The sequence below is a fragment of the Methyloceanibacter sp. genome, from assembly GCF_050728395.1.
In the GTDB taxonomy this organism is placed as follows: domain Bacteria; phylum Pseudomonadota; class Alphaproteobacteria; order Rhizobiales; family Methyloligellaceae; genus Methyloceanibacter.
On the sequence record NZ_JBOHJB010000019.1, the window covers coordinates 15,356 to 39,026 of the forward strand.

Below are 23,671 nucleotides of genomic sequence, written 5' to 3' on the forward strand. Positions count from 1 at the left end.
GTTCTCTGGTCGGAGACCTTGGTCGTACGGCAGCGTCACCATCTCCGGGCACGCGTCGCAGTCCTTGAAGCTTGAGAGCGGCGCTTGCGCCTGGGCCGGGGAAAGCATGAGCGCGAGCATCGCCGCGGGCGCGATCCCGGAAAGCCGCGAGGCGTGCGTCCCTCTGCTTGGCATCAAGACCCAGGCTTGAAGTAGAACTCGCTGTCGAGAAGGATGGAAAGCTCCGGGTGCTGCTTGCCGTTCGTGGCCTGCTTGACGTTGCCCATGACGCGGCGGAACAGCACGCCGACCTCAAGACCCGGGGTCTCGATGTATTCCAGAAGCGCCGCGGTGAACGGGCTGTTCCGGCCTTTGCCGTCCTCGGCCACATTGCCCGAGTCCGTCGAATAGGCAACGACCAGCCCCTCGGCCTTTTCGATGCGGGCGAGTCCACGCGTCTGGCCTCCCCCGCGGGTCAGCGAGATGGACCGCTTCAGCCTATCCTCGAGCGGATTGTCGCGGCAGGCATCGAGCACGGCGATGCGCACGGCCTTGACCCGCGACATGTCGGCGATCATGTCGTTGAGCTTCGCCATCTCGTAAGGCACATCGGCCTCGTCTTCGAGTTTGGCGTCGACCGGCATCAGGTAGTTGGCGCCCTGCCACTGCATGGCATGGCCGGCATAGAAGAACATCGCGGCATCGGCATCGACCATCTCGCGGGCAAAGCGGCGGAAGGCATCGTCCATGCCACGCTTGTCGAGGTCCTTCTCCTCGATCACGGTGGTGAAGCCGAGCCGCTTCAGCGCGGCGGCCACGTCGGACGCGTCATTGCTTGGATTGGGCAGCGGCGTGGTGTTCTGGTAGGCCGAGTTGCCGATCACCAGCGCCACGCGTTTGCCGAGGGGGGCCACCGGTGTTGCAATCGGAGCCGGGGGTGCGGGGGTTGCTTCTGCGACAGGCTTAGCCGGCTCGACCGCGGCGACCGTCGGGGACGGCGGCGGCGTTAGGCCCGGCTTCTCAACTTCAACGCCCTCATCGGACGGCACGACCGGCTGAGGTTGTCCGGCGACAGATGGCGCGGCGTATTGAGGAGCAGACTGCTGTGCCACAGGCGCCGGCTTTGCCGGCTCGACGGCGGTGAATTGCACGGCCGGCGGGGGAGGAGAGGTTGATTCGCTTTGCTCAAGACCTTCGTAGGACGGCACCACCGGCTCTGGTTGCTTGACCGGGCCATGTTGCCCCGCCAAAGCGGCATTGTATGTCGTACTTCCGAAGACACCGGAGGCAGACGGGCGATCGGCGAGGGAGCGCTCCAAGGCGGTCTTGTCGTTCACAGCAGTATTGAGATAAGTGGATTCGGTTCGGGCCCAAGGCCTGCCCGGGGTGGGCGCGGGCGGCGCTTGCATCGCAGGTTGGGGCGCATTGAGAAGAGCTTGGGTTGATGGCGCAGCGCTGGGCGGAGTTATGCCAAGCGCCTTGTACATTTGAGCAATGTTGTCGAGAAGTGCCTGCGTTTGCGCGGTGAGAGGGTTGTCCAACGCCGCCAGAGACTGTCGAGCGCCTTGAACATTAGGGTCGATGCTCAGTGCCTTCTCGAAGTCGGCACGGGCCAAGTCTCGCTTGCCGGTCGCCGAGTAAGCGACGCCGCGATTGCTGAAGGCTACGGCGAATTTGGGGTTGAGTTCGATGGCCCGGGTGTAGTCGGCAATGGCGCGGTCGTGGTCGCCCTTGGTGTAGTAGGCGGCCCCCCGTTCGTTGAAGCTCAAGGCGGTCGGATTGCGTTCGATAGCCTGCGTACAGACGGAGATGGTTCGATCCGGATCGTCTTTTTTGAAGGTACAGACGTCCTGAGCTTCCTGGATCCCAAAAAGACCCTGCCGAACGGCGTTGGACGGCGCCGGGGTTCGATTGTTCAAGCTGGACAGGCCGCTGCGGGCTTTGTCTTGCCCTTTGCGGTCGTCGGAGGTCTTTGCGGGGATGGCGAGTGCCGCGTTGAAATCAGCCTTGGCGCGGGCGATGTCGCCGGTTCTCTGGTAGGTTTCGCCGCGCAGGGCGAACGCAAGGGCGTAATCGGCCTGGAGGCCGATTGCCTTGTTGAAATCGGCGATGGCGAGATCGTTCTCGCCCTTTATGCCATGAAGTCGTGCGCGATTGGCGAAGCTGTTGGAGAGTTTCGGATCGAGCTTGATAGCGGAGGCGATATCTGAGTTCGCCTCTTCATATTTGCCCTGGTCGATATAGGCTTCGCCGCGATTGCTGTAATAGAGCCCCAGTCGAGAGAGCTTTATGGCCTCGCCAAACTCAAAGATGGCGCTGTCGAGGTCGCCCTTGAAGTAATTTGCGACGCCCCGCGAGTTGTGGGCGCCGTGATCCTTCGGGTTCAAGCGGATCGCCGCATCAAGGTCGCTCATTGCGCGATCGTTTTCGCCCCGAGTCAGCCAGATCTCACCGCGGTTCCGGTAGGCATCGGCAAATTTGGGATCGAGCCGGATTGCCTCGCTGTAGTCGGCGAAGGCGCGGTCGAGATCGCCCTTGTTGTCATAACTGACGCCGCGGTTTGAGTAGGCCCAGGCGCGATCCTCCTTGGTCTCCTTTTTGCTATTGATGATCTTCGTGCACGCCGCGATGGCTCGCTTCGGCTCGGTTGCGGCACAACCATCCAAAAGCTGCTGGCTGGCCGCCTCGGCGCCGACAGAAAACGCCAACAGCAAGAAGAGAGATAGAAGCGCAGCGATCGTTCGGGGCATCGGTTTCTCCCATAACCGGCATGCGTGTGCCGGCGTCAGAATACACCATGATGCGATCGACATGAACCGGAACTGAACGCGTGCGCGCGGCCGTGGAAAAGACCCCCATCCTGCGGCTTCGCGCGCAGACCTCTCCGCGGGGAGGAGGCAGGCGTCTCACAGGCGGAATGGCATCACTCCACGATCATCCCCATCAGCGTGTCCAGCCGGTCGGCCTCTTCCGCCGGCTTGTCCCAGCGGATGCGGTGGATGCGGGGAAAGCGCATGGCAACGCCGGATTTGTGCCGGCTCGAGCGGTGCACCGAGTCGAAGGCGACCTCGAACACGAGCTTTGGCTCGACCTGGCGCACCGGGCCGAACGAATCCACGGTGTGATTGCGCACGAAGGCGTCGAGCAGCCGCAGCTCCTCGTCGGTGAAGCCGAAATAGGATTTGCCCACCGGCACGAGCTCCGGCTCGCCGCCCTCGCCCTTGTGCCAGGCGCCGAAGGTGTAGTCGGAATAATAGGACGAGCGCTTGCCGCTGCCGCGCTGCGCGTACATCAGCAAAGCATGAGCGCGAGCATCGCCGCGAGCACGATCCCCGGGAGCTGCAACGCGCGAGTCCCTCTGCCGCGCATCACGATCCAGGCTTGAAGTAGAATTCGCTGTCGAGGAACAGCGACAATTCAGGGTGTTGCTTGCCCCCGGTTGCGTCCTTCACCTTGCGGATCACCTGCCGAAACAGGCCCACGACTTCAAGCCCCGGCGTCTCAATGTTTTCGAGCAGCGCTCCGGTGAAGGGGCTGTTGCGACCTCCAGTGCTGTCGGCGGCTACGTTGCCGCTTTGCGTGGCGTAAGCGACGAGTAGCCCGTCAGCCTTCGCGATGCGGGCAAGGCCTCTGGTCTGCGCCCCGCCGCGGGTAAGGGTGATCGAACGCTTGAGCTTGTCCTCCAGCGGATTGTCGCGACAGGCGTCGAGCACGGCAATGCGAACCGCCTTCACCCGGCCCATGTCGGCGAGCATATCGTTGAGCTTCGCCATCTCGTAGGGAACGTCGGTTTCGCTTTCTAGCTTGGCGTCGACCGGCATCAGGTAATTGGCGCCTTGCCATTCCATGGCGTGCCCTGCGTAGTAGAACATGGCCGCGTCTGCATCGACCACCTCGCCGGCAAACTGTCGGAAGGCGTCGTCCATGCCGCGCTTGTCGAGGTCCTTCCCCTCGATGACGGTGAAGCCGAGACGCTTCAGCGCCGCCGCCATGTCCCCAGCGTCGTTAGCGGGGTTGGGCAGCGGCGTGGTGTTCTGGTAGGCCGAATTGCCGATCACCAGCGCCACCCGCTTGCCGAGGGGTGCTACGGTGGATGTCCGTGGTGCACTAGACGGAGCAGCGACTGAGGGGGCTTCGGTAACGCGTGGAGGCGCAGCCGCGGTCTGTTGCGGAACCGTCGTGGCAGCCGCCTGCCTTAGTTCTATCGCTGTTAGTCGCTCTCGCGCCAAGCCTTGCGCCTGACGGTCGAGTTCACTATGCGTTCGGAGGCGCAGAGCCTCACGAAAGTCCGCTATCGCCCGGTTGGCATCTCCTTTCGCCTCATAAGCAGTCCCTCGCTCGGCATGAGCTAACAAGTATTCTGGTCGAAGACGTATCGCTTCGTTCAGATCTTCGACCGCATGATCATACTCGCCCTTATTCCGAAAGGCCCTTCCGCGACGGCGATAGTGATCCGGGGATATCGCATTGATCTCGATGGCCCGATCGAAATCCGCGAGTGCGTGGTCATGGTCACCCTTTTCATCATAGGCGCTGCCCCGAGCGCTGTAGGCGGCGGCATTGTTCGGGGCAAGCTTGATCGACTGATTGAGATCGGCGATGGCGAGGTCGTACTCACGCATTAGATAATGGGCTTCGCCCCGCTGATAGTGGGCGAGGCCAAGATCGCCATTGCCAGCGCCGCTCCGGATGACACGCGTGCAGGCGTTTATTCTCACGTTATCCTTCGCGAGCTGACACTCTTTCAGATCAAAGCTCCTCTCGGCGTACGCTGAGTTCCCCAAGCTCAGCAAAGCGGCGACAACTCCGAGGCTTGCGAGGAAGCGGCGCATGAGCATGTCTCTCCCATAACCGGCATGGGTGTACCGGCGTCAGGATACACCTTGGCGATATGCAAATGAACCGAAGCTGAACGCGTCCAGTTTGCCGACTGTGCAGCTTTGTCATGCCCGCGAAGGGGGCAGCCAGTAACCGATGTTCTTGCAAGCTAAGTTGCTGAGGTGGTTACTGGATCGCCCGGTCAAGCCGGGCGATGACGAAGGAGAGGGTGTAAATAGAGGCGCTACTCCACGATCATCCCCAGCAAAGTCTCCAGCCGGTCGGCCTCCTCGGCGGGTTTGTCCCAGCGGATGCGGTGGATGCGCGGAAAGCGCATGGCAACGCCGGATTTGTGCCGGCTCGAGCGATGCACCGAGTCGAAGGCGACCTCGAACACGAGCCTCGGCTCGACTTGGCGCACGGGGCCGAAAGAGTCCACGGTGTGATTGCGCACGAAGGCGTCGAGCTGGCGCAGCTCCTCGTCGGTGAAGCCGAAATAGGACTTGCCCACCGGCACGAGCTCCGGCTCGCCGCCCTCGCCTTTCCGCCAAGCGCCGAAGGTGTAGTCGGAATAATAGGAGGAGCGCTTGCCGCTGCCCCGCTGCGCGTACATCAGCACCGCGTCGAGCGTCAGCGGCGCACGCTTCCATTTGTACCAATGGCCCTTGGGCCGGCCGGCGAGATAGGGGCTTGTCCGGCGCTTCAGCATCAAACCTTCGATGCCGGTCTCCCGCGCCCCCGCCCTTAGCTTCTCGAGCTCTTCGATCGAGCCGAAGTCGAGCACGGCTGAGACATCGGTGCGCGGCGGCTTGGCGCGTGCGTGCCAGGCTTCGAGTCTCGCCCGGCGCTCGACGAAGGGGAGGGGCCGCAGATCCTCCTCGCCGTGGAACAGCATGTCGTAGAGGCGGATATGCGCCGGATGCGATTTGAGCATGGCCGGCGTCACGGTCTTGCGGTTCAGCCTCTGCTGCAAATCGTTGAACGGGGCGACCTCGCCGCCTCGCATCACCAGGAGCTCGCCGTCGAGCACCACACCTTGGGGAAGCCCGACCACCACATCGGGGAAGCTTCCGGAGATATCGTCGCCGGTGCGGGAAAACAGGCGCCGCTCGCCGCCTTGGTTCACCGCCTGCACGCGGATGCCGTCCCACTTCCATTCCGCCACGAAGTCTTTGGGGTCGATCAGGGCAAGCTCCCGGTCCTCGATCTGATGCGACAGCATCAGCGGCCTGAAGGTCGCCGTCGTCCCCACCTCAGGGCGCGGACCGGCGCCGGAGAGCCAGGCGAACAGCTCCGCATAAGGCGGGCGAAGTCCGTGCCAGACCTCCCCGATATCGGCGAGCGGCACCTTCGACCATTCGGCGAGCGCGGTCTTGGCGAGCCGTGCCGAGACGCCGACTCTGAGCGCGCCGGTGACGAGCTTGAGCAGCGCCCAGCGTCCCGTGGCGTCGAGCCCGTCGAGCCAAGAGCTGAGCAGCCCAGGCACCTCGGTCGGCATGGCGCGCTTCAGCCTCTGCACCACATGGTCGAGTCCCGGCGCGGGCTCCGACGTATCGCCGCCAGGCCAGATGAGCGCGATGGTCTCGGCGGTATCGCCGACATAGTCGCGCGAGAGGCCGAACAGCACGGGATCGACGCGAGCCTCGATCATCTCGCCCAAGATGCGGCGAAGCGGCAGGCGGAAGAACAACCCGTCGGTGAGCGCTGCGAGCGCCCAGCCGCGGTCGGGGTCGGGCGTCGCGGCAAAATAGTCGGCAAGCAAACGAAGCTTGCCGTTACGTGACGGCGTATAGGCCAGCCGGTCCAGCAATTCGGAAAACGCCTTCACGACTCCTCGTCCTCGCGGCCGATCAGCGCAAGCGCGCGGCCAACGCGTCCGGTGGATTGGATGTGATGCAAAAGCGCATCCTCGCGGCCATGGGTGACCCACACCTCGTGCGCGCCGGTCTCGTGAATCGTTCGCGTCAGCTCGCGCCAATCGGCGTGGTCGGAGATCACGAGCGGCAGCTCGATGCCGCGCTGCCGCGCCCGCGCCCGCACCCGCATCCAGCCCGAGGCGAAGGCGGTGAGCGCATCGGGCATGCGCCGCGACCAGCGGTCGGCGATGGCCGAAGGCGGCGCCAGCACGACGGCGCCTTTCAGCTCCTCGCGCTTGGCGCCGGTGGCGGGCTTCAGCGCGCCGAGCTCGACGCCGAAGCTCTCATAGATCTGGCAGCAGGCGGCGAGCGCGCCATGCAGATAGATCGGCTCGACGTAGCCAGCCTCGCGCAACAGCGCGATGAGGCGCTGGCACTTGCCGAGCCCGTACACGCCGACCACATGCGCCCGCTCGGGAAACTGCTTAAGCGACTTGAGCAGCTTCGCCACTTCTCCTCGCGCATCCCCGTGGCTGAACACTGGAAGGGCGAAGGTCGCTTCGGTAACGAACAGGTCGCACGGGACAAGCTCGAAGGGAGGATTGGTCGGGTCGGCGCTCCGCTTGTAGTCGCCGGAGATCACGACGCGGCGGCCGCGCCACTCGATCACCACCTGCGCGCTGCCGAGCACGTGTCCGGCTGGCACGAGCCTCACCGTCACATCGCCGACCTGCAAGCTCTCGCCGTAGCCGAGCGCTTGAGTGCCGAGCTTCGCTGCGCTGCCGAGCCGCGCCTTCATCAGGGCGAGCGTCTCGCGCGTGGCAAGCACATGATCGTGGCCGCCGCGCGCATGATCTGAGTGCGCATGGGTGATCACCGCGCGATTCACCGCGATGTGCGGATCGATGTGGAATCCGCCCGGCCGGCAATAAAGCCCGTGGGTTCCGACGCTGAGCCAGGACTCGAAGCGCTCAGGATGCATGTTAAACGGACTCTACTTTTGCGTGTGTTCTGGTGAAGTTACTCGCCATGCGGTTGTTGCAATTCTTCTGGTTCACAATCGAGAGATGCAGCATAGTTGAAGCGAACTGGCGCGCGGGTGGTCACCTTGGGGGGTCGCGTCGATCACGCATATAGTGTGCGACTTACACGCGAGGCGGCGCGTATCTCTGTCCTCGGTGCCGGACTGCTATTGGCTTCGCTCGCGCCTGCCGCGGCCCAAGATCCACACGCCGAAATCTTCACCGGGCTCGATGCGAGCAACAACGCCACAACCGGCTATTTGGGCGCGGGTTACGCCTTCGGCAAGGGACTCTACGCCCCTGGCTGGCGGGTCCGCGCGGTCGGCGCGCTTGGGCGCTACGACTATCAGGGAACGCTGTTCGGCGCCGGCGCAGATCTCGGCACGACTTTCGACGGCGATGCGAGCTATGGCGCAGCACTTCTCGGCTACCAGTTCCGCAGCCGGACCCTGATCGTCAAGCTGTTCGCCGGCGTCGAGGCGGAGGATCAGAGGATCAGCCCCCGCGATCCGGCCAATTCGGTGCAAGGCAACGCCGTCGGCCTCAAGCTCGCGGCAGAAAGCTGGCTCGATGTTTCGCCGCGCTGGTTCCTGTCGGTCGATGCGTCGTACGGAACCGCGTTCCAGCAATATTGGAGCCTGGCGCGGGCGGGCTATCGCCTCGGGCCTCGCTTCTCGCTCGGCATCGAAGGCGGCGCGCTCGGCAATGAGGAATATGACGCAGGCCGTGGCGGCGGGTTCTTAAGGGCTGACCTGCACGCCATCGAACTCACGCTCTCCGGCGGCTTCACCGGCAATTATCTCGAAGACGAACCGAGCGGCTACATGTCGCTCGGCGTCTATCGCGCCTTCTAGAAGGCCGCCGGCCGAAGCCGACGTCCCCACACAATCCACCCCAAGGGCGAACGAAATTTCACAGCAAGAACCGGAGTGCAGGTTTTCCTTATTGCGCCTACCTGACTGGTAGCAAAGACAGCTCAGCAGCTAGGAGGCCGCAATGTCCGACCGCAAACGCAACAAGCTCTCCGACGATTCAATTGAACGATGGCTAACTGCGCCACAGCTGGATGTAGGCGGCACAACCTTTCAAAAGCGCGTTTGGCGCGGACATTATGCGAAATCCCCTCAGACAGGCACGACTGTTAACTATCGCGAAATAGCGAAGCGGTGTTGCTTCTGCCTGTGCCGCTTGATGCCCAACCGATGACCGCCTTCACGCTTCGGCCTCGCTCGGGCTCGAAGGCGTCGCGCTCGGCAATGAGGAATATGACGCAGGGCGCGGCGGAGGATTCGTGAGAGCAGACCTGCGCGCCCTCGAGCTCACGCTTTCCGGCGGCTTCACCGGCAATGATCTCGAAGACGAACCGAGCGGCTATTTGTCGCTCGGCGTCTATCGCGCCTTCTGAGAATCAGTTGAAGTGCACTGCCGGCCCCGCTTCCGGCAGTGCTGGCCTCATCGGCGTGGCGTTCGCCTAAGGCTCGGCCGGATCTCTCCGGTCTTGCGGGCGACGCGCCCACCTTGATCGAGTGCATCCTGTGTCAGAGAGCCTGCCGGATTGCCCGAGCAAGAATCTCTCCGGCGCAAATGATGACGCAACGAAGACACCAAAGCAAACGGGAGTTCACACTCTCCCGTATTTTCTTGTCGACGTTCTGAACGGTGTTCCGCGCAGAAATTTACGGCGCGCGCGGCGCTACTCGCACGCCTTCGCTGCGACAGATGCGCCGATCGCGATCTCGATGCTCGTCAGCAGTCAGGATTCGATCATCACGTCAGATGCATAGGCATCACGCGCGCGCACGCGTTCCAAGCGGCGTGTGTTTGCCGGGCACTATCGCCCGTGACCGGCGAACAGCCAGACAGGCCGGCGGGGCCATCGCGCTTTGTGGCAGTTGGGTGACAGTACAAGCCCCTAAGCCAGGGGACAATTTTCACTATCGCCGGTTGGGAGCGGTGTTCGGAGCAGGCTTCGGCGCCGCGTACGGCACTGAGCCGGTTTGCGCTTCCGGCGTCGAGGGCTTCGCGTCCGCTGGCTTAGGCTTTTCGTCGGCGGTTGCGGCCTTCGCGTCTTCGGGTTTGGATTTCCCGTTTGCGGGCGAGGGCTTTGCGTCTGTCGCTTTGGATTTCCCGTCCGCGGCGGAGGGCTTTCCGTCCGGAGTAGCGGCCTTCGCATCGGTGACCACTGGTTGCTCGCGCCAGGTTTGGAACCGCGCAGCAAGCTCCCCGCCATGCTCGTTCCACCACGCCTCGTCAAACCGGAGCGCCTTGCGGAAATTGTCGGGCGCCGTCGGCAGATAGGCTTTCATATCGATGTCGATCGAAGGATTCTTGCCGACGAGCGCGATCGCCGATTTGCGCATGGGCCCATAGGCGATCAGCGCCGCTTGCGCCGCCATCTGGGCGGGCTCAGTGGCAAAGGCGATGAAGCGTTTGGCCTCGTCCTTGTTGGCGGCAGCTTTCGGGATCGCCCACAGATCGAGGTCGTAGACCTGGCCGTCCCACAAGACGTCGATGCGCTGGCGGGCGCCGACCGCGGCGCGGAAGATGCGGCCGCTATAGCCTGCCGCTATCGCCGCCTTGCGCTGCATCAGCATGGAGATGGCGTCTTCCGCCTTGTCCCACCACAGGATGTGCGCCTTGATCTTGTCGAGCGCCTTGAAGGCGCGGTCGACGCCCTCTGGCGTTCCCAGCTGGGTGTAGATGTCGGCCGGATCGACGCCGTCGGCGAGCAGCGCAAGCTCGAGCGTGTAGCGCGGGCCGTTGGGCAGCGCCCGCTTTCCGGGGAAGCGCTGGACGTCGAGGAGGTCTGCGATCTTCCCGGGCTGCGCCTTGGTGAAAGCCTGGCGGTCGAAGGCGATCGCCATCGACCAAGCGACGCTGGCGATGCCGCAAGGCGCGATGCCGCCAGAGAGAAAATCGTCGCTCACGCTTTGGCCGCCTGAGCCCGAGGTTAGGGTCGAACTGTCGATCTGTTCGAGCAGCCCGTCACGGCAGAGCGCGTCGAGCACGCCCTGCGACAGGTCGACAATGTCGAACGGCGAGGAGCTTGCGCCGATCTTATCTTTGATGGCGGCCAACGTGCCGTCATAGGTCTCGGTCTCGATCTTGACGCCGGTCTTCTGCGTGAACGGCTGGAAATAGGCGATTTCCTGCGACTGGCCATAGGCCCCACCCCAGGTGGCGATGGCGAGAGTGGCGCCGCTCGGCTTGGTCTCCGTGGCGGGTGCGTCTTGCGCGCTGGCGCTCGGCCCGGCGAGCATCAGCCAGGCCGCGGCAAGCGCCACCGCGTAAGGACGGCAACTGTCTGGCATGACGCTCATCATTGGTGTTCGGTCAAAATCACTCGCCAAGGTCAGTGCGGTAAGACCTGCGGCCCGGTCGAGCCCGTCGGCAAACTGCTCTCGCCCAGCGTCGGACGATCCGCTCTGCGGATGATGGGCTGCAACAACGATCCGCGAATCGAGACCTTTGGCGCCTCAGCTTGAGTCAATTGCGAAGCCCCTGCCGCAACGCTGGGGCTCGCCACCGTAAGACTCCAATCGAGCATCCGCTTTGTCACGTCGACGTCGCCGGCTCCGGAAATCGTGCCCCGCGGCGTGCGCATGCTCAAGGACTGGCACGAGATATGGCCTTTGCCGAGACGGCAATCTGCATCGAGCTGATCGAAGGGCGTGACATTGTCGTGGCTCCAGCCGTCGTCGTTGAGTGGCGTAGGTCCCGCCAAAAGGCGGCCAAAGTCGACCGGCACGGCGCCGTCTTTCGCATCGAGCTTGACGGTTCCGGCGAGAGACAAGGTGAATTGCGTAGGATCGCTGCCTTCGGCGGCAAGCTCGCTCTTGAGGTTGGCGGTGCCGCTGATCGGGACCGCGAGGCCAAGCGGCTGGAGACAGGTGTCGATGGCGATATCGTCCAGATTGGCGACGAGGTTCACCTGTTTGCTCGGCTGAGCGAGATCGACGTCCAGCCGCCCGTCGGCGGAGCCGCCGCAGAGTTCGAGCTCGCCCACCTCGCTCGCCACCACCCCATGCTTGGCGCTGACGGTGAAACCGCCCCGTCCGAGCTTGAGCGCGCCGGCATCGATGGCGGCGGCCGAGATGCGCAGATCCGCGTCGATAAATTGCAACAGGGGCCGATTGAAGGGGAACGCCGCCGATGCCGCCGAGGGCGCCCCGCCATCGCTCGAATCGGTTTTGCCGAGATAGGGATCGAGCCTCAGCCGGTCGAAGGCGAGCGTGCCCTCAACGCGCGGCCGCAACCCTGTTGCGCTGAGCGCAAGCAAGCCTACCGCCTTGTTGCCGTCGAGCGTGAAGGTTCCATCGTCGAAGGTGAGCGCCGATCCGGCGAGGTGGAAGGCGCCCGATGCCGAGAAGCCCTTGAGGCTGTCGCCGGACGGCAGCCTGACGCCGAGCCAGTTGAGAAATTTGCGCCCGTCGTCGATCTCGGCCTGCATGTCGCCGTCGAGCTTGAGCTCGCTCGCATAGGACGCCGTACCGTTCAATCTTAAGCGGATAGGCTTGGAGGAGAGCATCAGCGCGAGGGGAAAGCTCTCCGCCCCGCCGCTCGCCGTGGGCGGTCCGCTTTCGAGCGAATAGCGCACCGTCGTGTCCTTATACACGAAGGAGCCGAAACCGGAGACGGCGCCGGTATCCTTGCCGCCGTCGATATGGGCGTAGATGTCCTTGATGGCGCCGCTGCGATCGGCAGGCAGCGTGATCCTGCCGTTGCGCACATGCAATACGCGCACCGGCGCCCCGCCGAGGAGGCTGGCGAACAGGTCCTGCGGCGGTGTCGCCGGCGCAGCACCGTCCGGCGGCCTGTCGCGCAAGGTGATGCGCGGCTTCAGCAGGCGGAGCGCATCGATGGTGATACGGCCGCGCAAGAGATCGACAAGGTCGAGCGAGACTTTGGCTTCCCTCACGATCAGCGATTGCACCGCCGGAAGCCTGGTGCTGTCCTGCACCTCGAGTTGGCCGCGAACCGAGACGTCCGGTAGGAAGCGCACGCGCACGGGTCCGATGAATTTGACCTCGCCTCCCGTCCACGCCGACAACTCGGATGCGACGCGATCCCCGAAGCGCGAGGTGTCGCCGATCAGCCAGGGAATGAGGGCGATGCCGAGAATAAGAACCGCGAGCAGGCCGACGAGAAGCCATTTCCATGGCAGCTGGCTAGGCTTCATGCCTTCAGACCCACCCGTTTCCTTGCTGCCCCAGAAGGAGAAGCGCGACCATTTCTTGCGCCGCCCAAGCCCCAGGAGGTTTTAGCCCGATTGGCCGGAGATAGCGAGCCCGCCGCCCCTGATTTATTGGGCGATGGAAAGCCCCTCGGCCGCTTCCGTCCCCACGCCAGAGGCCGCCGCCCGGCGGTTGCCTGAGGCCCCCGGACGCCCCGCGACAATGATTCCATGCAAAAGGAGAACCGGCGCAAGACTGACGGCCACGATGGTGAGCGCCGACAGCCCAGCCTCCTCGTAGCGGTAGAGCGTGGCGAGCGTGAACACCTGGGTGGCAAGGGTATCGAAGTTGAAGGGACGGAGCAGCAGCGTGGCCGGAAGCTCCTTCATCGAGTCGACGAAGACGAGGAGGGCGGCGGCGCCGAGCGCCGGGCGGAGCAGCGGCAGATGCACCCGCCATAGCGTTTCGCCGATCGTGGCGCCGAGGGTCCGCGCCGCGGCGTCGGTGTTGCGCGAGATCTTGCTTAAGCCCGCTTCCACCGCGCCGAACGAAGCTGCGAGGAAGCGGATGGCGTAGGCAAGCACCATGGCGAAGGCACTGCCGGAGAGCAGGAGCCCGGTCGGCAGGTCGAACAGCGATCGCATCAGGGCGTCGACGCTGTTGTCGAGCCTGGCAAGCGGGATCAACAGCCCGATGGCGAGCACGGTGCCTGGAACGGCGTAGCTAATGGCCGGGACGACGCTCAAAGTGTGGATCAGCTTCGATCGCGTCTGCCGGCGCGCGTAGCCGAGGATCACGGCGAAGGTAACAGCGAGACAGGCGGCAGCGGCTGACAGCATCAGGCTGTGCAGGGCGGCATCCCAGAACTCGGGGGCAAGCCCGGCGGCGATATGGGCAAGCGCGTCGTGGGCCAGCACCGAGGCCGGCAACACGAACCCGAACAGCACTGGGAGCGCGCAGGCGGCGGCAGCGAACCATCCAGCTCCGCGCGGCAGCGTGTCCACGGGGAGATGGCGATAGCGCCCGGTGGTGTGGTGGTAGCTGCGATTTGCCCGCATGGCCCGCTCGATGACGAGCACCGCGAAGACGAAGGCGAGCATGATGCAGGCGATCTGAGCGGCGCCCGCCAAGCTGTTGCGGTCGAGCCAGGTATCGTAGACGGCGACGGTGAGCGTGCGCACGCCGAAGAACTCGACGGCGCCGATGTCGTTCAGAGTTTCCATCAGCGCGAGCGCAACGCCTGCGGCAAGCGCTGGTCTCGCCAGCGGCAGCGCCACCTCAAAGAAGGTTGCGGCAGCGCTCCGGCCGAGCGTGCGGCTCACCTCGAGCACGCAAACCGACTGCGCGAGGAAGCTCGCCCGCGCGGTGATGTAGACATAGGGGTAGAGCACCATGCTCATCACGAAGATGGCGCCGCCCACGCTTCTGATGTCGGGAAACCAATAGTCCTTGGCGCTGTGCCAGCCAAACAGCTCGCGCAACAGGGTCTGCAGCGCGCCGGAATAGTCGAACAGCTCGAGATAGCAATAGGCGATGATGTAGGTCGGGATGGCGAGCGGCAGGAGCAGCAGCCATTGGAACAGGCTTCGTCCCGGGAAGCGGTACATGGTGACGAGCCAGGCGGTGCCGGTGCCGATCAGGAGCGTTAGCGCGCCTACGCCGGCCATCAGCTCGATCGTGCGGCGCAACGCGCCTGGCAACACATTGGCAATGAGATGCGGCCAGGTATCGCCGCTCGACTGGAGCGCGAGCACGAAGATGGCGAGCACGGGCGCAATGGCGATCAGCGAGATGATGGATGCCGCGACCGACCAGGCGAAATTGCCGCTGTCGCGCAGTCGCGCGACGTGGCGACGCATGGAGTTTGAACGCGATCCGCTCAGTTGCGCAGCGTGCGGCAATCGCGGCGTGCCCCGTCGAACGGTGCGGCAAGCGCGGCGACGGCCTCAGGCGACAGGAGCTGGTCGGCCTCCTGCAAGGCATCGGCAAAGGCGTTGGCGGCGTCGATGACCGGTTCGACCAGGCTCGAGCCGGTGAGCGCCAGCGCGCAAGCGCGCATCGCCGGGCAGCGATGATGCTGCGAGGCGGCGATCAGCGAGATCGCCATGCACTCGTCGCGGCAGAAGCCGGCGCAGCCGAACGGGTAATATTCGATCTTGCGCGAGGCCGAAGCCCGCACCGCTCTCACCCAGCAGGCAAGCTCGGTCACCGCCCGCTTCGCCCGTTCGGCGCCGAGCACGCGGGCATAGGCATTCCATCCGGTCTCCCAGCAGGCGATGTCGCCGGTGTCATAGCCTGCGAGCCAACAGCGGAAGCCGACGCCGACCAGCCACTCCGCCCCTGTCTTGCGCGGCGGCGGGGCGTGCACGCGGCCTGCCTTGTCGATCTTGTTGTGAATGCTCATCGAAACGTTCCCCTCATGAGCTCGGACCGTCGTCGAAGCCGACCTTGTCGACGAGTTCGCTTGCCTTCTTGCGCAAGGCGGCAATCTCGTTGAGTGAGATCGGATCGGCTTTGAAGGGCCCCCAGGACTTGACCAGCGGCGACCAGGGCACGCCCTCCTTCACCGGGTATTCGTTGTTCACGTCGGCGTACATTTCTTGGCCCTCGTCGGAGGCCAGGAATTCCATCAGCTTGAGCGCGTTGTCCTTGTTCGGGGCATTCTTGGCGAGTACCGCGCCTGAGATGTTCACGTGGGTGCCGCGGTCGTTGGTATTGGGGAACAGCATGTTGACCGAGTTCGCCCATTCCTTCTGCTCGGGCTCTTTGTCGTTCTTGAGCATGGCGCCCATGTAATAGGTGTTGCCGACGGCGAGATCGCATTCGCCGGAATAGACGCCCTTGACCTGCATGCGGTCGTCGCCTGCGGGCTTGCGCGCAAGATTGGCCTTGAGGCCTTTCAGCCATGTCTCGGTTTCGGCCTCGCCATGAGCCGCGATCATCGAGGCGATGAGCGCCACGTTGTAGACGTGCTGGCCCGAGCGGATGCAGATCTTGCCGCGCCATTTCGGGTCGGCGAGCTCCTCATAAGTGATCGCGTCGAGCTTCACCCGATCCTTCGAGGCATAGACGACGCGGGCGCGGCGGGTGAGCCCCCACCAGATCCCTTCGCTGTCGCGATAGGCGGCGGGGATCTCCTTCTCCAGGGCCTGCGAATGGACCACTTGGCCAACGCCCGCCTCCTTCGCCTGCATCAGATTGCCGACATCGACGGTGAGCAGAAGATCGGCTGGGCTGTTGCGCCCTTCCGCCGCCATGCGCTCGATCAGGCCCTTCTCGGCGAAGATCACGTTGACCCTGATGCCGGTCGCCTCGGTGAATTTCTTGAACAGCGGATCGATGAGATAGGGCTGGCGGTAGGAGTAGACGTTCACCTCCCGTGTCTCGCCGGCCCCGGCGTCATGGCCAAGGGCGCAGACAAGGACGGCAGGGAGAAGCGCGAGCAGAACGCGCCGCGCGGAAGGAATTTGCATGCTCACCTCTCCAATGGCCCGGGGGTCAAGGCCCCGGTATCGGATTTCGCCTTCATGACTCAAAAAGGCACATTTCGGCTTAAGGCGTGAGCCAGCCATAAGTCAACGATAAAGTCATGATTTTCTTCAATTTAGAAGCCTTCTAAGCTTCATAGCTCAAGTAAAAACATGAACGCTGCAATAAATCCAGAATGGATATATGCAATATATTCGAGACACGGCAATAGTTCTCGCGGGGAATGCAGTTTTCGCCCATATGAAAGATGAAATGCGGCCGGCTGCCGCGGGGAAGCGCTACGGCGCAGCCAAGCGGTCCTTGGCAAAGATCACATCCACTGAGGTGCCGACCCCGCGCTCGCTCGCGATCAAGAGCCGCGCCCGGTTCGCGTCAACGAGCGCCTTGGTGACCGGGAGCCCAAGGCCGGTTCCGGCCTGCTTGCGCGGCGCCGTGTCGAGCTGGTGGAAGGGCTGCATGGCGGCGGCGATCTCGTCCTCGGTCATGCCGACGCCGGTATCGTGCACGCGCAATCTCAAGTCGCCGCCGTCGATCACTCTCGCCGAGACGATCACCTGGCCGCCGGCATGGGTGAACTTGATGGCGTTGGAGAGGAGGTTGAGCAGGATCTGCTTGAGCCGCCGCCGGTCGGCGATCACCGCCGGAAGATTAAACGCTAACGATGTCCTGAGCAGGATGCGCTCGCGCCTGGCGAGCGGTTGCAGACTGTTGACGCAGGCTTCGACCAGCTCCGGCAGATCGACCGCGGTGAAGTCGAGATCGAATTTGCCGGAATCGATCTTGGAAATGTCGAGCAGGTCGTTGAGCAGGCTGAGCGCGTAAAGGCCGCTCTGATGGATGTCCTCGACATATCCCTTGTAGCGCGGATTGCCGATGGCGCCGAGGCGCTCTTCAAGCATGAGCTCGGTGAAGCCGAGAATCGAATTGAGCGGCGTGCGCACCTCGTGGCTGACCTTGGCGAGAAAATCGAGACGCCGCGCGACCGCAGCCGCATCGGTGCCCTCCTTGGCCTCATCCACCTCGGCAACGGCCTGAGGCTGAGCGTCGGTGGCGTGCGTCTCGGTGTCGAGCATCGCGCCATCGACGAGGCGCAGAAGCTCAAGCTCGCCGGCGAGAGATTTCACGTCGAAGCTGATCTTGAGGCGCCTGCGGCCGCGGGTCAGCGCCTCGACCGCGACCGTCCGCTCTCGTCCGTTATCGGCGCTCGCGTTGAGCAGGGTCACGCCGCCGGGGACGACGGCCTCAAGGCCCCCCGCAGCGGCGAGTTCGTCAAAGGACCGGTACCCGAAGGCATAGGCGAAGGCGGCATTGGCATGCACGAGATCGCCATGGGCGAGAATGCCGATCGCCGCCGGCATCGCTTCGAGCAGCGCCTCGATGCTGGCGCGGTTCAAGGAGAGCGTCTCGAGCCCAAGCGCACCTGCCGGCGACAGCGACCCTGGCCCGCGCAACACGCGTCCCTGCACCGCGCGGGCAATATGCTCGAGCGCCTCGCGATCTGCGTGCACATCGGCTTTCGGCCTTAACTGTACGGGATCGACCATCAAGGACCCTGTTGGGCCGGTTGCGCGTGACGACATAATCTTCCGCGTGCTGGGACCAGCCCCCACCGCCGCCTTTGAGCTAGGATTCGCGCCGCCGAATCGACTCGTCCACTAAATTTAGGCGAATCAGCTGCATTGCATAGCGCGAAACCGCTTCCGGGTCCGCTTCTCAGCCGACAAAAAATTGATCTCAACCGCTCAATCTTGCTCTTGCCTTTTCGCACTGCAACAATTATTATTGCAGTGCAGCATAGATGAAGCGGCCGGCTTTCCCTCCGGCCGTGCAAAGAGGATGCGATGCCCCCCAGGACGAGAGGTAAAGACATGAACGCCACCTATTCTCCCCAAGATGCCGCCGAGCAGGCGCGCGAGGCTTTCCGCAAAGGCGCCGAGCAGTTCGAGAAGTTGTCGCTCGACACCACCGTGCCTGAGAGCGTACGCGCTCTCGCCGAAAAGACCGTGACCCAGACCCGCGAAGCCTACGAGAAGGGCAAGGATGCGCTGGAAGAGGCAGTCGACGCACTTGAGCGTTCGTTCGATGCCGCGGGTCAAGGCGCCACCGCCTTCAACCGCAAGCTCATCGACATTGCCCAGCGCAATCTCAATTCCGGCTTCGACCTCGCCAAGAGTCTCGCCGGCGCCAAGAACCTCGCCGAGATTGTCGAGCTCCAGTCGGCCTTCCTCCGTCATCAGTTCGACGTGTTCGCCAACCAGGCGAGCGAGATCAGGGCGCTGACCACCAAGATCGCCGCCGACACCTCCGAGCCGATCAAGGCGCAGGTCACCCGCTCGCTGGATACCATTCGGAAGTCGAGCTAGATCCGGCTCCGCTCGCGGAGACGACATTTGGGTGAGCATAGCGTAAGAGTGACATGAGGCCCGGGCTTCGAACCCCGGGCCTTTTGTTTTGTTTAGCGTTCAGCCGGTAGGCTCATGCAAGCCCGGCTCCCGCGCTTGCAAGCTAGTGCCGCTGCGCATAGGTTCCGGGCCAGGCTGGAAGATGATGCCGCCGTAGCTCAGTTGGTTAGAGCGCTTGACTGTGGATCAAGAGGTCGGTGATTCGAATTCACCCGGCGGTACCAGCGCTCTCAGGCCCTGAACAGTAAATAAACGGATCCCTCAGACCTCGTTCACATGGCCCTTCTTAGCTCCTCCTGACAAAGGCCGGATCGACCGGACCTGAGTTTTGAGGAGTTGGTCATGGTCGTTCCGCATCAAGCCGGGAGGGATCTCAAGGTGCATCTCGACGGCGACGAGATCGTCGTTTGGCAGTGTGGTACCGTCTTTCTCATCGCTTTCAAGCAAGCTCCACGTCAGCGGCGCCTGATCGTATCCCGCAATTGGCTTCCCAACTTCGCCTCCAAACCCCTCGCCGAGTTTCGAGCAAGAGCCGCTCAGCTCGCGGTCAACAAGGCCCGCGCGCTGGGTTGGGGAGTTGTCGTCGCTTTGGCAAGCAAGCGCACCAGACCGAGCCGGGTGGCCCACGATCACCGGCGCCGTTTCAACCCGCGATAGGAGAGTGCGCTGCTGGCCCTTGAGTTGCATCTCGAGTCTTGAGCAACTGAGCTGCGCTGCGAAAATGCATCGTTCATGACAGTTTGACAACACGATCTCTTCTGCAAGAGTGGCCTTGCAGCCCTTGCCGTGTCGCGAGCGAATTGGCAAAACATGAGCGGTCAAGTCTCGATGGAATTTGCGTAATGATCAGAACCATTCTCTTCGCATGTCTTGTCGCGGTGATTTTCTCCGGCCTCGGAATCGGAGGTCAGGCCGTGGCGGCGGAGGTCATTGACGGGAGCAAGCTGTTCGCGGACTGCCGTGACGGAGATAACCCGAACGCCCGCGACAGCACCTACAAATGGGGAACGTGCTTCGGGTACATTAATGGTGTGGCAGACTCGCTGGTTCCGGCCGGACTATATTGTCTGCCGAAGGGGGCGAGTGCCGGACAAGTGCTCGACGTTGCCAAGCGCTACCTGCAAGACCATGCGGACAAGCGATATCTGCCGGCGCCTCAGCTGATTGTTAATGCGCTCAAGGAGAAATTTCCCTGCAACTAGCCAGACGGGCCTGGCGCAGCAGTGGCAAATCTCACATCCAACACTCTGTTCGTGGCCTAGCTTCTATTGCGCGGACAGGCCCGCGCTTATGGCGGACCCAAGGCCTATCCGTGGGAAGCCTCGGCAGACACCCCGCGGCTTCCGCCTTTCAAGCAGGACTGCGTCCGATCAAACCGCGACCAGAGACTGCAACGAGGGCAGGGCGCCGATGCCAGTCGGCGCCCTGTTTCGGTCACTGAGAGGGAGTCCCGGCCTCTCACGCGAGCGATGTTAGGCACGCGAAGGCGAAAATTTCGGGGACCAAAGTGGGCCATAAGAAATGAACCTTTGGACCAAAGTGGGCTCACCAAAAATATTTATTGGGCCCAAAGTGGTCGACACTGGACAAGGCAAAGCGAGCTGCCCATATGCCGCGGCACCAACTAAGAATGCAACTCTGGGGAGAAACGACCATGAAGTGGTCACAGGCAATTTGCGCTTCTATCCTGGTTGACGAGTTTTACTTGCTCTCGCTGCACGCCAGGTCCAACCCGCGCCCGGGCCGGGATGTGCCGGGTGTCCCCTTGGAGCCGGCATTGAGACCGAACCTTTTCACCGCGGACTGGGGGCTTCCCCCAAAGCTGGTGCGAACCCGGTCCCCCAAACCGCAAGCTGATGCCTCATAAAGCTCCGGATGCCGCCGGGGCTTATGTTTTGAATCAGTCCTCGGAGCGTGAAGTTTAGCCGGTCGCGAGCAAGCCTCGACGGCCGTCGCCCGATTGCTTGGTGCTGACTGGAAAAGACCGTTCGACTAGCGCAGGCTGATGCCGCCTGGCGAGAGGGCCCAAGCAGGCGCCGGCGTGTCGATCCCGGGTCCAGGGATCGGGATCGAGTTCCCGTAGCTCGACACGAATCCGCCGCCATCGGATTTCCCGGCGAGCGGCATGGCGAGCGAATGGGCCTTGAAATCCTGCACGAGAGATTGCGAGGCGAGCAGCGACTTGCCATCGATAGGATCGCCGCTTCCCTGGGTTTCGAACGCACGGGCAACGCCCGACGTGCCGATCAGCGCCGCCGCGCCGCACAGCACCACAACGAAACCGAGACTTCTCATGGTCAATCCCCCCGGATCCCCTGATCGATTGAATCAAGTTTACAAGCTTGGGGCATGAATGCCAAGCCGGGAGGTGGCAAAATAGACAGGCCAAAGTCCCTTGGGTTTCCGCATGCGGCGAAGGGTCCGCCTCTTTTTGTCGTGCCGCGACACGGCTATCATCGGCTTTCCGCAAACAAGGAGGGATTCGATGCGAAAGACAGTGTTGGCGCTGGCGACGTTCGGCGCGATTGGGGCGGCTTGCTCGTTCGCTTTTGCCGGGTCGGCGACCATTCCGGCACCTGGGCTCAATTACTCCCCGATTGAAAAAATTGCCTGTGGCGGACCTGGCCCGCGTTGCCCATGGGGACGGACTTGGGTCTGCGGTCCTTATGGATGCGGGTGCGCTCCTTGCGGCGGCCGCTATTGGTATCGCCCCTGGCGTTACTAGCCGCTTCTACGGCAGTTTAGTCTCGCGTTGCAGAGCTGAGGGATTGCTCGTCGCGACGGCGTCGGCTTCGGCCGGCGCCCGTTTCCGCTTGGGAAACGGCGTCGAAAATAGAATGAGGATGAAGCTGGTCTTATGAGCGATGACTGGTAGAACGCGCCAATGACAGCGCCCCGCATCCTCTACGTCGTCACCGAGGACTGGTACTTCCTTTCCCACCGTCTGCCCATGGCGCGCGCCGCCAAGGAAGCGGGCTACGACGTCCACGTCGCGACGCGGCTGAACCAGGGCAAGGAAGCCATCGAAGCGGCAGGCTTCACCCCTCATGCACTGTCATGGCAGCGCGGCAGCCTCTCGCCGACGCACAGCCTCGCCGGCGTCGCCGAGCTGCGCAAGCTGTTGCGCGCGCTCAAGCCCGACATCCTGCACAACATCTCGCTCAAGCCGGTGCTGCTCGGTGGCATCGCGAGCCTCGGGTTTTCCTCCATCGCCGTGGTCAACAGCCTGACCGGGCTCGGCACCCTGTTCGTCGGCAATCATCGCAAGAGCGAGCTTACCCGCCCGCTCGCGGTCGCCGCGCTCAAAGCCCTGCTCAAGCGCCCGAACAGCCGCACCATCGTGCAAAATCCCGACGACAAGAGATTCGTGCTTGGCCTCGGCGTGCCGGAAGGCAATGTTGATTTGATCCCTGGCTCCGGCGTCGACACGGAACATTTCGTGCCGTTGCCCGAGCCGCCGCCTCCCATCACCGCGGCCTATGTCGGGCGCATGCTCGCCGACAAGGGCGTGATCACGCTGATCCAGGCCTACTCGCTCGCCACCTCGCGCGGGGTGAAACTTCAGCTCCTGCTCGCCGGCGACACCGACCGGGAGAATCCGGGGTCGCTCGCCCCCGAGCAGTTGCGCGAGTTCGCCTCTGCGTTCGGCATTCGTTGGCTCGGGCACGTCGCCGACATCCGCGAGGTGTGGGCCAAAGCGCATGTTGCCGTGCTCGCCTCGCGCCGCGAGGGACTGCCAAAGAGCCTGCTCGAGGCGGCAGCCTGCGGCCGGCCGATGATCGCCACCGACACGCCCGGCTGCCGCGAGATCGCCATCCGCGGCGAGACTGCACTCACCTTCCCGGTTGATGACGCGGAGGCGCTCGCCGCAGCCATGACGGAGATGGCGGGCGATGCCGGCATGCGCGCCCGCTTCGGCAAGGCGGCGCGGGCTCTGGTTGAGGAGAAATTCTCCGCCGAGGCCATCGGCAAGGCCACTGTCGCTCTCTACCAGTCGCTGATTCCGGTGAAATAACGTAGGCGCAACCAAAAACACCAAGCCCGTCATTGCCGGGCTTGACCCGGCAATCCATTCCATTGACGTTTTGATCCGCTGAAGCGCAACGGCGTGGATGCCCGGATCAAGTCCGGGCATGACGAGTCATTTGGTCAGTGAGCTGCGCCGTTGGGGGCGCGCATCATGGCGGCGATGCCTTCGCGGGTCTTGACGTGCGGGGTCCAGCCAATGGCGCGGAGCTTTGCGGCGTCGATGACGAAGTTCCCCGACAGCCGCTCCCATTCGGCCTCCTTGCCGAAAGTGACCATCAGCCGCTTCACCCCTCCAGCCGGCACGCGGATGAGATGCGGCGCCCGGCCCAAACCTTCGCGCATGGCGGCGACCATCTCCGCCACGCCGATCGGCTCGGTGTCGGCTGCGAGAAAAATCTCGCCTTCGGCCTTGGGCGAGGTCAGCACGAGATCGACTGCCGCGGCGAGGTTCTCGAGAGCGAGCAGCGAGCGGCGATTGTCGAGCCCGCCGAAGGGCAGCGGCATCGGCGTCTGCGCGAGCGTTGCGAGACTCGCGATATTGCCTTTGACGCCCCGTCCATAGACCACCGCCGGGCGGAGCACGGTGAAGGGGACGCCGCTGTCGGCGAGCAAGTGCTCGGCTTCGAGCTTTGAACGCCCGTAAGCATCGGTGGGTTCTGCCGGGTCGGTCTCGATGATCACGTGGCCGGCGGAAAGCCCCGCTTGCGCCCGCACCGACGACATCAGCACCAGGCGCTCTACGCGCCCGTGCGCCGCGTTTGCCAACTCGCCGACGGCGTCGGTGTTGATGCGGGCATAGACCTCGTCAGGCAGTTGGCCTGGCGCGTGCGCGATGCCGGCAAGATGCACGACATGGCTCACGCCCTCGACGAGCGGCGACCAATTTGCCTCCCGCGCAAGGT

18 protein-coding genes, 1 tRNA gene and 3 pseudogenes are annotated in these 23,671 nt (G+C 63.7%); 8 read left to right on the forward strand and 14 right to left on the reverse strand.

From position 1 onward, the window contains the following. Positions 1 to 173: 173 nt before the first annotated feature. From ACREC7_RS05260 to ACREC7_RS05285, 6 genes and pseudogenes are all read right to left on the reverse strand, one after another. Positions 174 to 2,729, reverse strand: coding sequence for a tetratricopeptide repeat protein (locus ACREC7_RS05260; RefSeq protein WP_431554642.1), 2,556 nt, complete (start codon positions 2,727 to 2,729; stop codon positions 174 to 176). A gap of 173 nt (positions 2,730 to 2,902) precedes the next feature. Further along, positions 2,903 to 3,280: pseudogene (locus tag ACREC7_RS05265) on the reverse strand (cisplatin damage response ATP-dependent DNA ligase); the annotation flags it as partial. 67 nt (positions 3,281 to 3,347) lie between these two features. Further along, complete coding sequence (locus ACREC7_RS05270; RefSeq protein WP_431554661.1) at positions 3,348 to 4,046, reverse strand: caspase family protein; 699 nt, start codon at positions 4,044 to 4,046, stop codon at positions 3,348 to 3,350. A gap of 207 nt (positions 4,047 to 4,253) precedes the next feature. Further along, positions 4,254 to 4,817, reverse strand: a pseudogene (locus ACREC7_RS05275) (tetratricopeptide repeat protein); the annotation flags it as partial. 224 nt (positions 4,818 to 5,041) lie between these two features. After that, positions 5,042 to 6,625, reverse strand: coding sequence for a cisplatin damage response ATP-dependent DNA ligase (locus ACREC7_RS05280; RefSeq protein ID WP_431554643.1), 1,584 nt, complete (start codon positions 6,623 to 6,625; stop codon positions 5,042 to 5,044). Beyond that, positions 6,622 to 7,635: a ligase-associated DNA damage response exonuclease gene (locus tag ACREC7_RS05285; protein WP_431554644.1), complete on the reverse strand. Its 1,014-nt coding sequence runs from the start codon at positions 7,633 to 7,635 to the stop codon at positions 6,622 to 6,624. The genes ACREC7_RS05280 and ACREC7_RS05285 overlap by 4 nt, the downstream gene beginning before the upstream one ends. A 156-nt stretch (positions 7,636 to 7,791) precedes the next feature. On the opposite strand from ACREC7_RS05285, the gene bcsS (ACREC7_RS05290) reads away from it, so the two are divergent. The 3 genes and pseudogenes from bcsS (ACREC7_RS05290) (at position 7,792) to ACREC7_RS05300 (ending at position 9,459) form a co-directional block, all read left to right on the forward strand. Next, positions 7,792 to 8,529, forward strand: a complete 738-nt coding sequence (gene bcsS / locus ACREC7_RS05290) for a cellulose biosynthesis protein BcsS (RefSeq protein ID WP_431554645.1) — start codon at positions 7,792 to 7,794, stop codon at positions 8,527 to 8,529. A 368-nt stretch (positions 8,530 to 8,897) separates the two neighbouring features. Further along, positions 8,898 to 9,080: pseudogene (bcsS, locus tag ACREC7_RS05295) on the forward strand (cellulose biosynthesis protein BcsS); the annotation flags it as partial. 130 nt (positions 9,081 to 9,210) lie between these two features. Then, entirely contained in the window at positions 9,211 to 9,459 is a 249-nt protein-coding gene (locus tag ACREC7_RS05300; protein WP_431554646.1) for a hypothetical protein, read from the forward strand. 150 nt (positions 9,460 to 9,609) lie between these two features. On the opposite strand, the gene ACREC7_RS05305 is transcribed toward ACREC7_RS05300, so the two are convergent. The 6 genes from ACREC7_RS05305 to ACREC7_RS05330 form a co-directional block, all read right to left on the reverse strand. After that, positions 9,610 to 10,986: an extracellular solute-binding protein gene (locus ACREC7_RS05305; RefSeq protein ID WP_431554647.1), complete on the reverse strand. Its 1,377-nt coding sequence runs from the start codon at positions 10,984 to 10,986 to the stop codon at positions 9,610 to 9,612. A gap of 41 nt (positions 10,987 to 11,027) precedes the next feature. Beyond that, positions 11,028 to 12,854: an AsmA-like C-terminal region-containing protein gene (locus ACREC7_RS05310; protein WP_431554648.1), complete on the reverse strand. Its 1,827-nt coding sequence runs from the start codon at positions 12,852 to 12,854 to the stop codon at positions 11,028 to 11,030. A 123-nt stretch (positions 12,855 to 12,977) separates the two neighbouring features. After that, complete coding sequence (locus ACREC7_RS05315) at positions 12,978 to 14,708, reverse strand: ABC transporter permease (protein WP_431554649.1); 1,731 nt, start codon at positions 14,706 to 14,708, stop codon at positions 12,978 to 12,980. 20 nt (positions 14,709 to 14,728) lie between these two features. Continuing rightward, entirely contained in the window at positions 14,729 to 15,253 is a 525-nt protein-coding gene (locus ACREC7_RS05320; RefSeq protein WP_431554650.1) for a hypothetical protein, read from the reverse strand. A 13-nt stretch (positions 15,254 to 15,266) separates the two neighbouring features. Further along, positions 15,267 to 16,322, reverse strand: a complete 1,056-nt coding sequence (locus tag ACREC7_RS05325) for a Fe(3+) ABC transporter substrate-binding protein (protein WP_431554651.1) — start codon at positions 16,320 to 16,322, stop codon at positions 15,267 to 15,269. 294 nt (positions 16,323 to 16,616) lie between these two features. After that, positions 16,617 to 17,882 (reverse strand): sensor histidine kinase, encoded by a 1,266-nt coding sequence (locus ACREC7_RS05330; protein ID WP_431554652.1) that lies wholly within the window; start codon positions 17,880 to 17,882, stop codon positions 16,617 to 16,619. A 324-nt stretch (positions 17,883 to 18,206) separates the two neighbouring features. On the opposite strand from ACREC7_RS05330, the gene ACREC7_RS05335 reads away from it, so the two are divergent. The 4 genes from ACREC7_RS05335 (at position 18,207) to ACREC7_RS05350 (ending at position 19,942) form a co-directional block, all read left to right on the forward strand. Then, positions 18,207 to 18,701, forward strand: a complete 495-nt coding sequence (locus tag ACREC7_RS05335) for a phasin (protein ID WP_431554653.1) — start codon at positions 18,207 to 18,209, stop codon at positions 18,699 to 18,701. Between the two features lie 186 nt (positions 18,702 to 18,887). Then, positions 18,888 to 18,964 (forward strand) — tRNA-His (locus ACREC7_RS05340). A 118-nt stretch (positions 18,965 to 19,082) separates the two neighbouring features. Continuing rightward, entirely contained in the window at positions 19,083 to 19,397 is a 315-nt protein-coding gene (locus tag ACREC7_RS05345; RefSeq protein ID WP_431554654.1) for a hypothetical protein, read from the forward strand. 185 nt (positions 19,398 to 19,582) lie between these two features. Then, positions 19,583 to 19,942 carry a Rap1a/Tai family immunity protein gene (locus ACREC7_RS05350; RefSeq protein ID WP_431554655.1) on the forward strand — a complete coding sequence of 120 codons (360 nt, stop codon included), beginning with the start codon at positions 19,583 to 19,585 and terminating at the stop codon, positions 19,940 to 19,942. 790 nt (positions 19,943 to 20,732) lie between these two features. Here the strand turns inward: ACREC7_RS05350 and ACREC7_RS05355 are convergent. Further along, the gene (locus tag ACREC7_RS05355; protein ID WP_431554656.1) at positions 20,733 to 21,035 is read right to left on the reverse strand and encodes a hypothetical protein; all 303 of its coding nucleotides are present in this window, start codon (positions 21,033 to 21,035) and stop codon (positions 20,733 to 20,735) included. Positions 21,036 to 21,624: 589 nt separating this feature from the next. Here ACREC7_RS05355 and ACREC7_RS05360 point away from each other — a divergent pair. Continuing rightward, positions 21,625 to 22,755 carry a glycosyltransferase family 4 protein gene (locus ACREC7_RS05360; protein WP_431554657.1) on the forward strand — a complete coding sequence of 377 codons (1,131 nt, stop codon included), beginning with the start codon at positions 21,625 to 21,627 and terminating at the stop codon, positions 22,753 to 22,755. Positions 22,756 to 22,889: 134 nt separating this feature from the next. Here the strand turns inward: ACREC7_RS05360 and ACREC7_RS05365 are convergent. Beyond that, the coding region (locus ACREC7_RS05365; RefSeq protein ID WP_431554658.1) for an NAD-dependent epimerase/dehydratase family protein at positions 22,890 to 23,671 on the reverse strand (782 nt) is incomplete at its 5' end.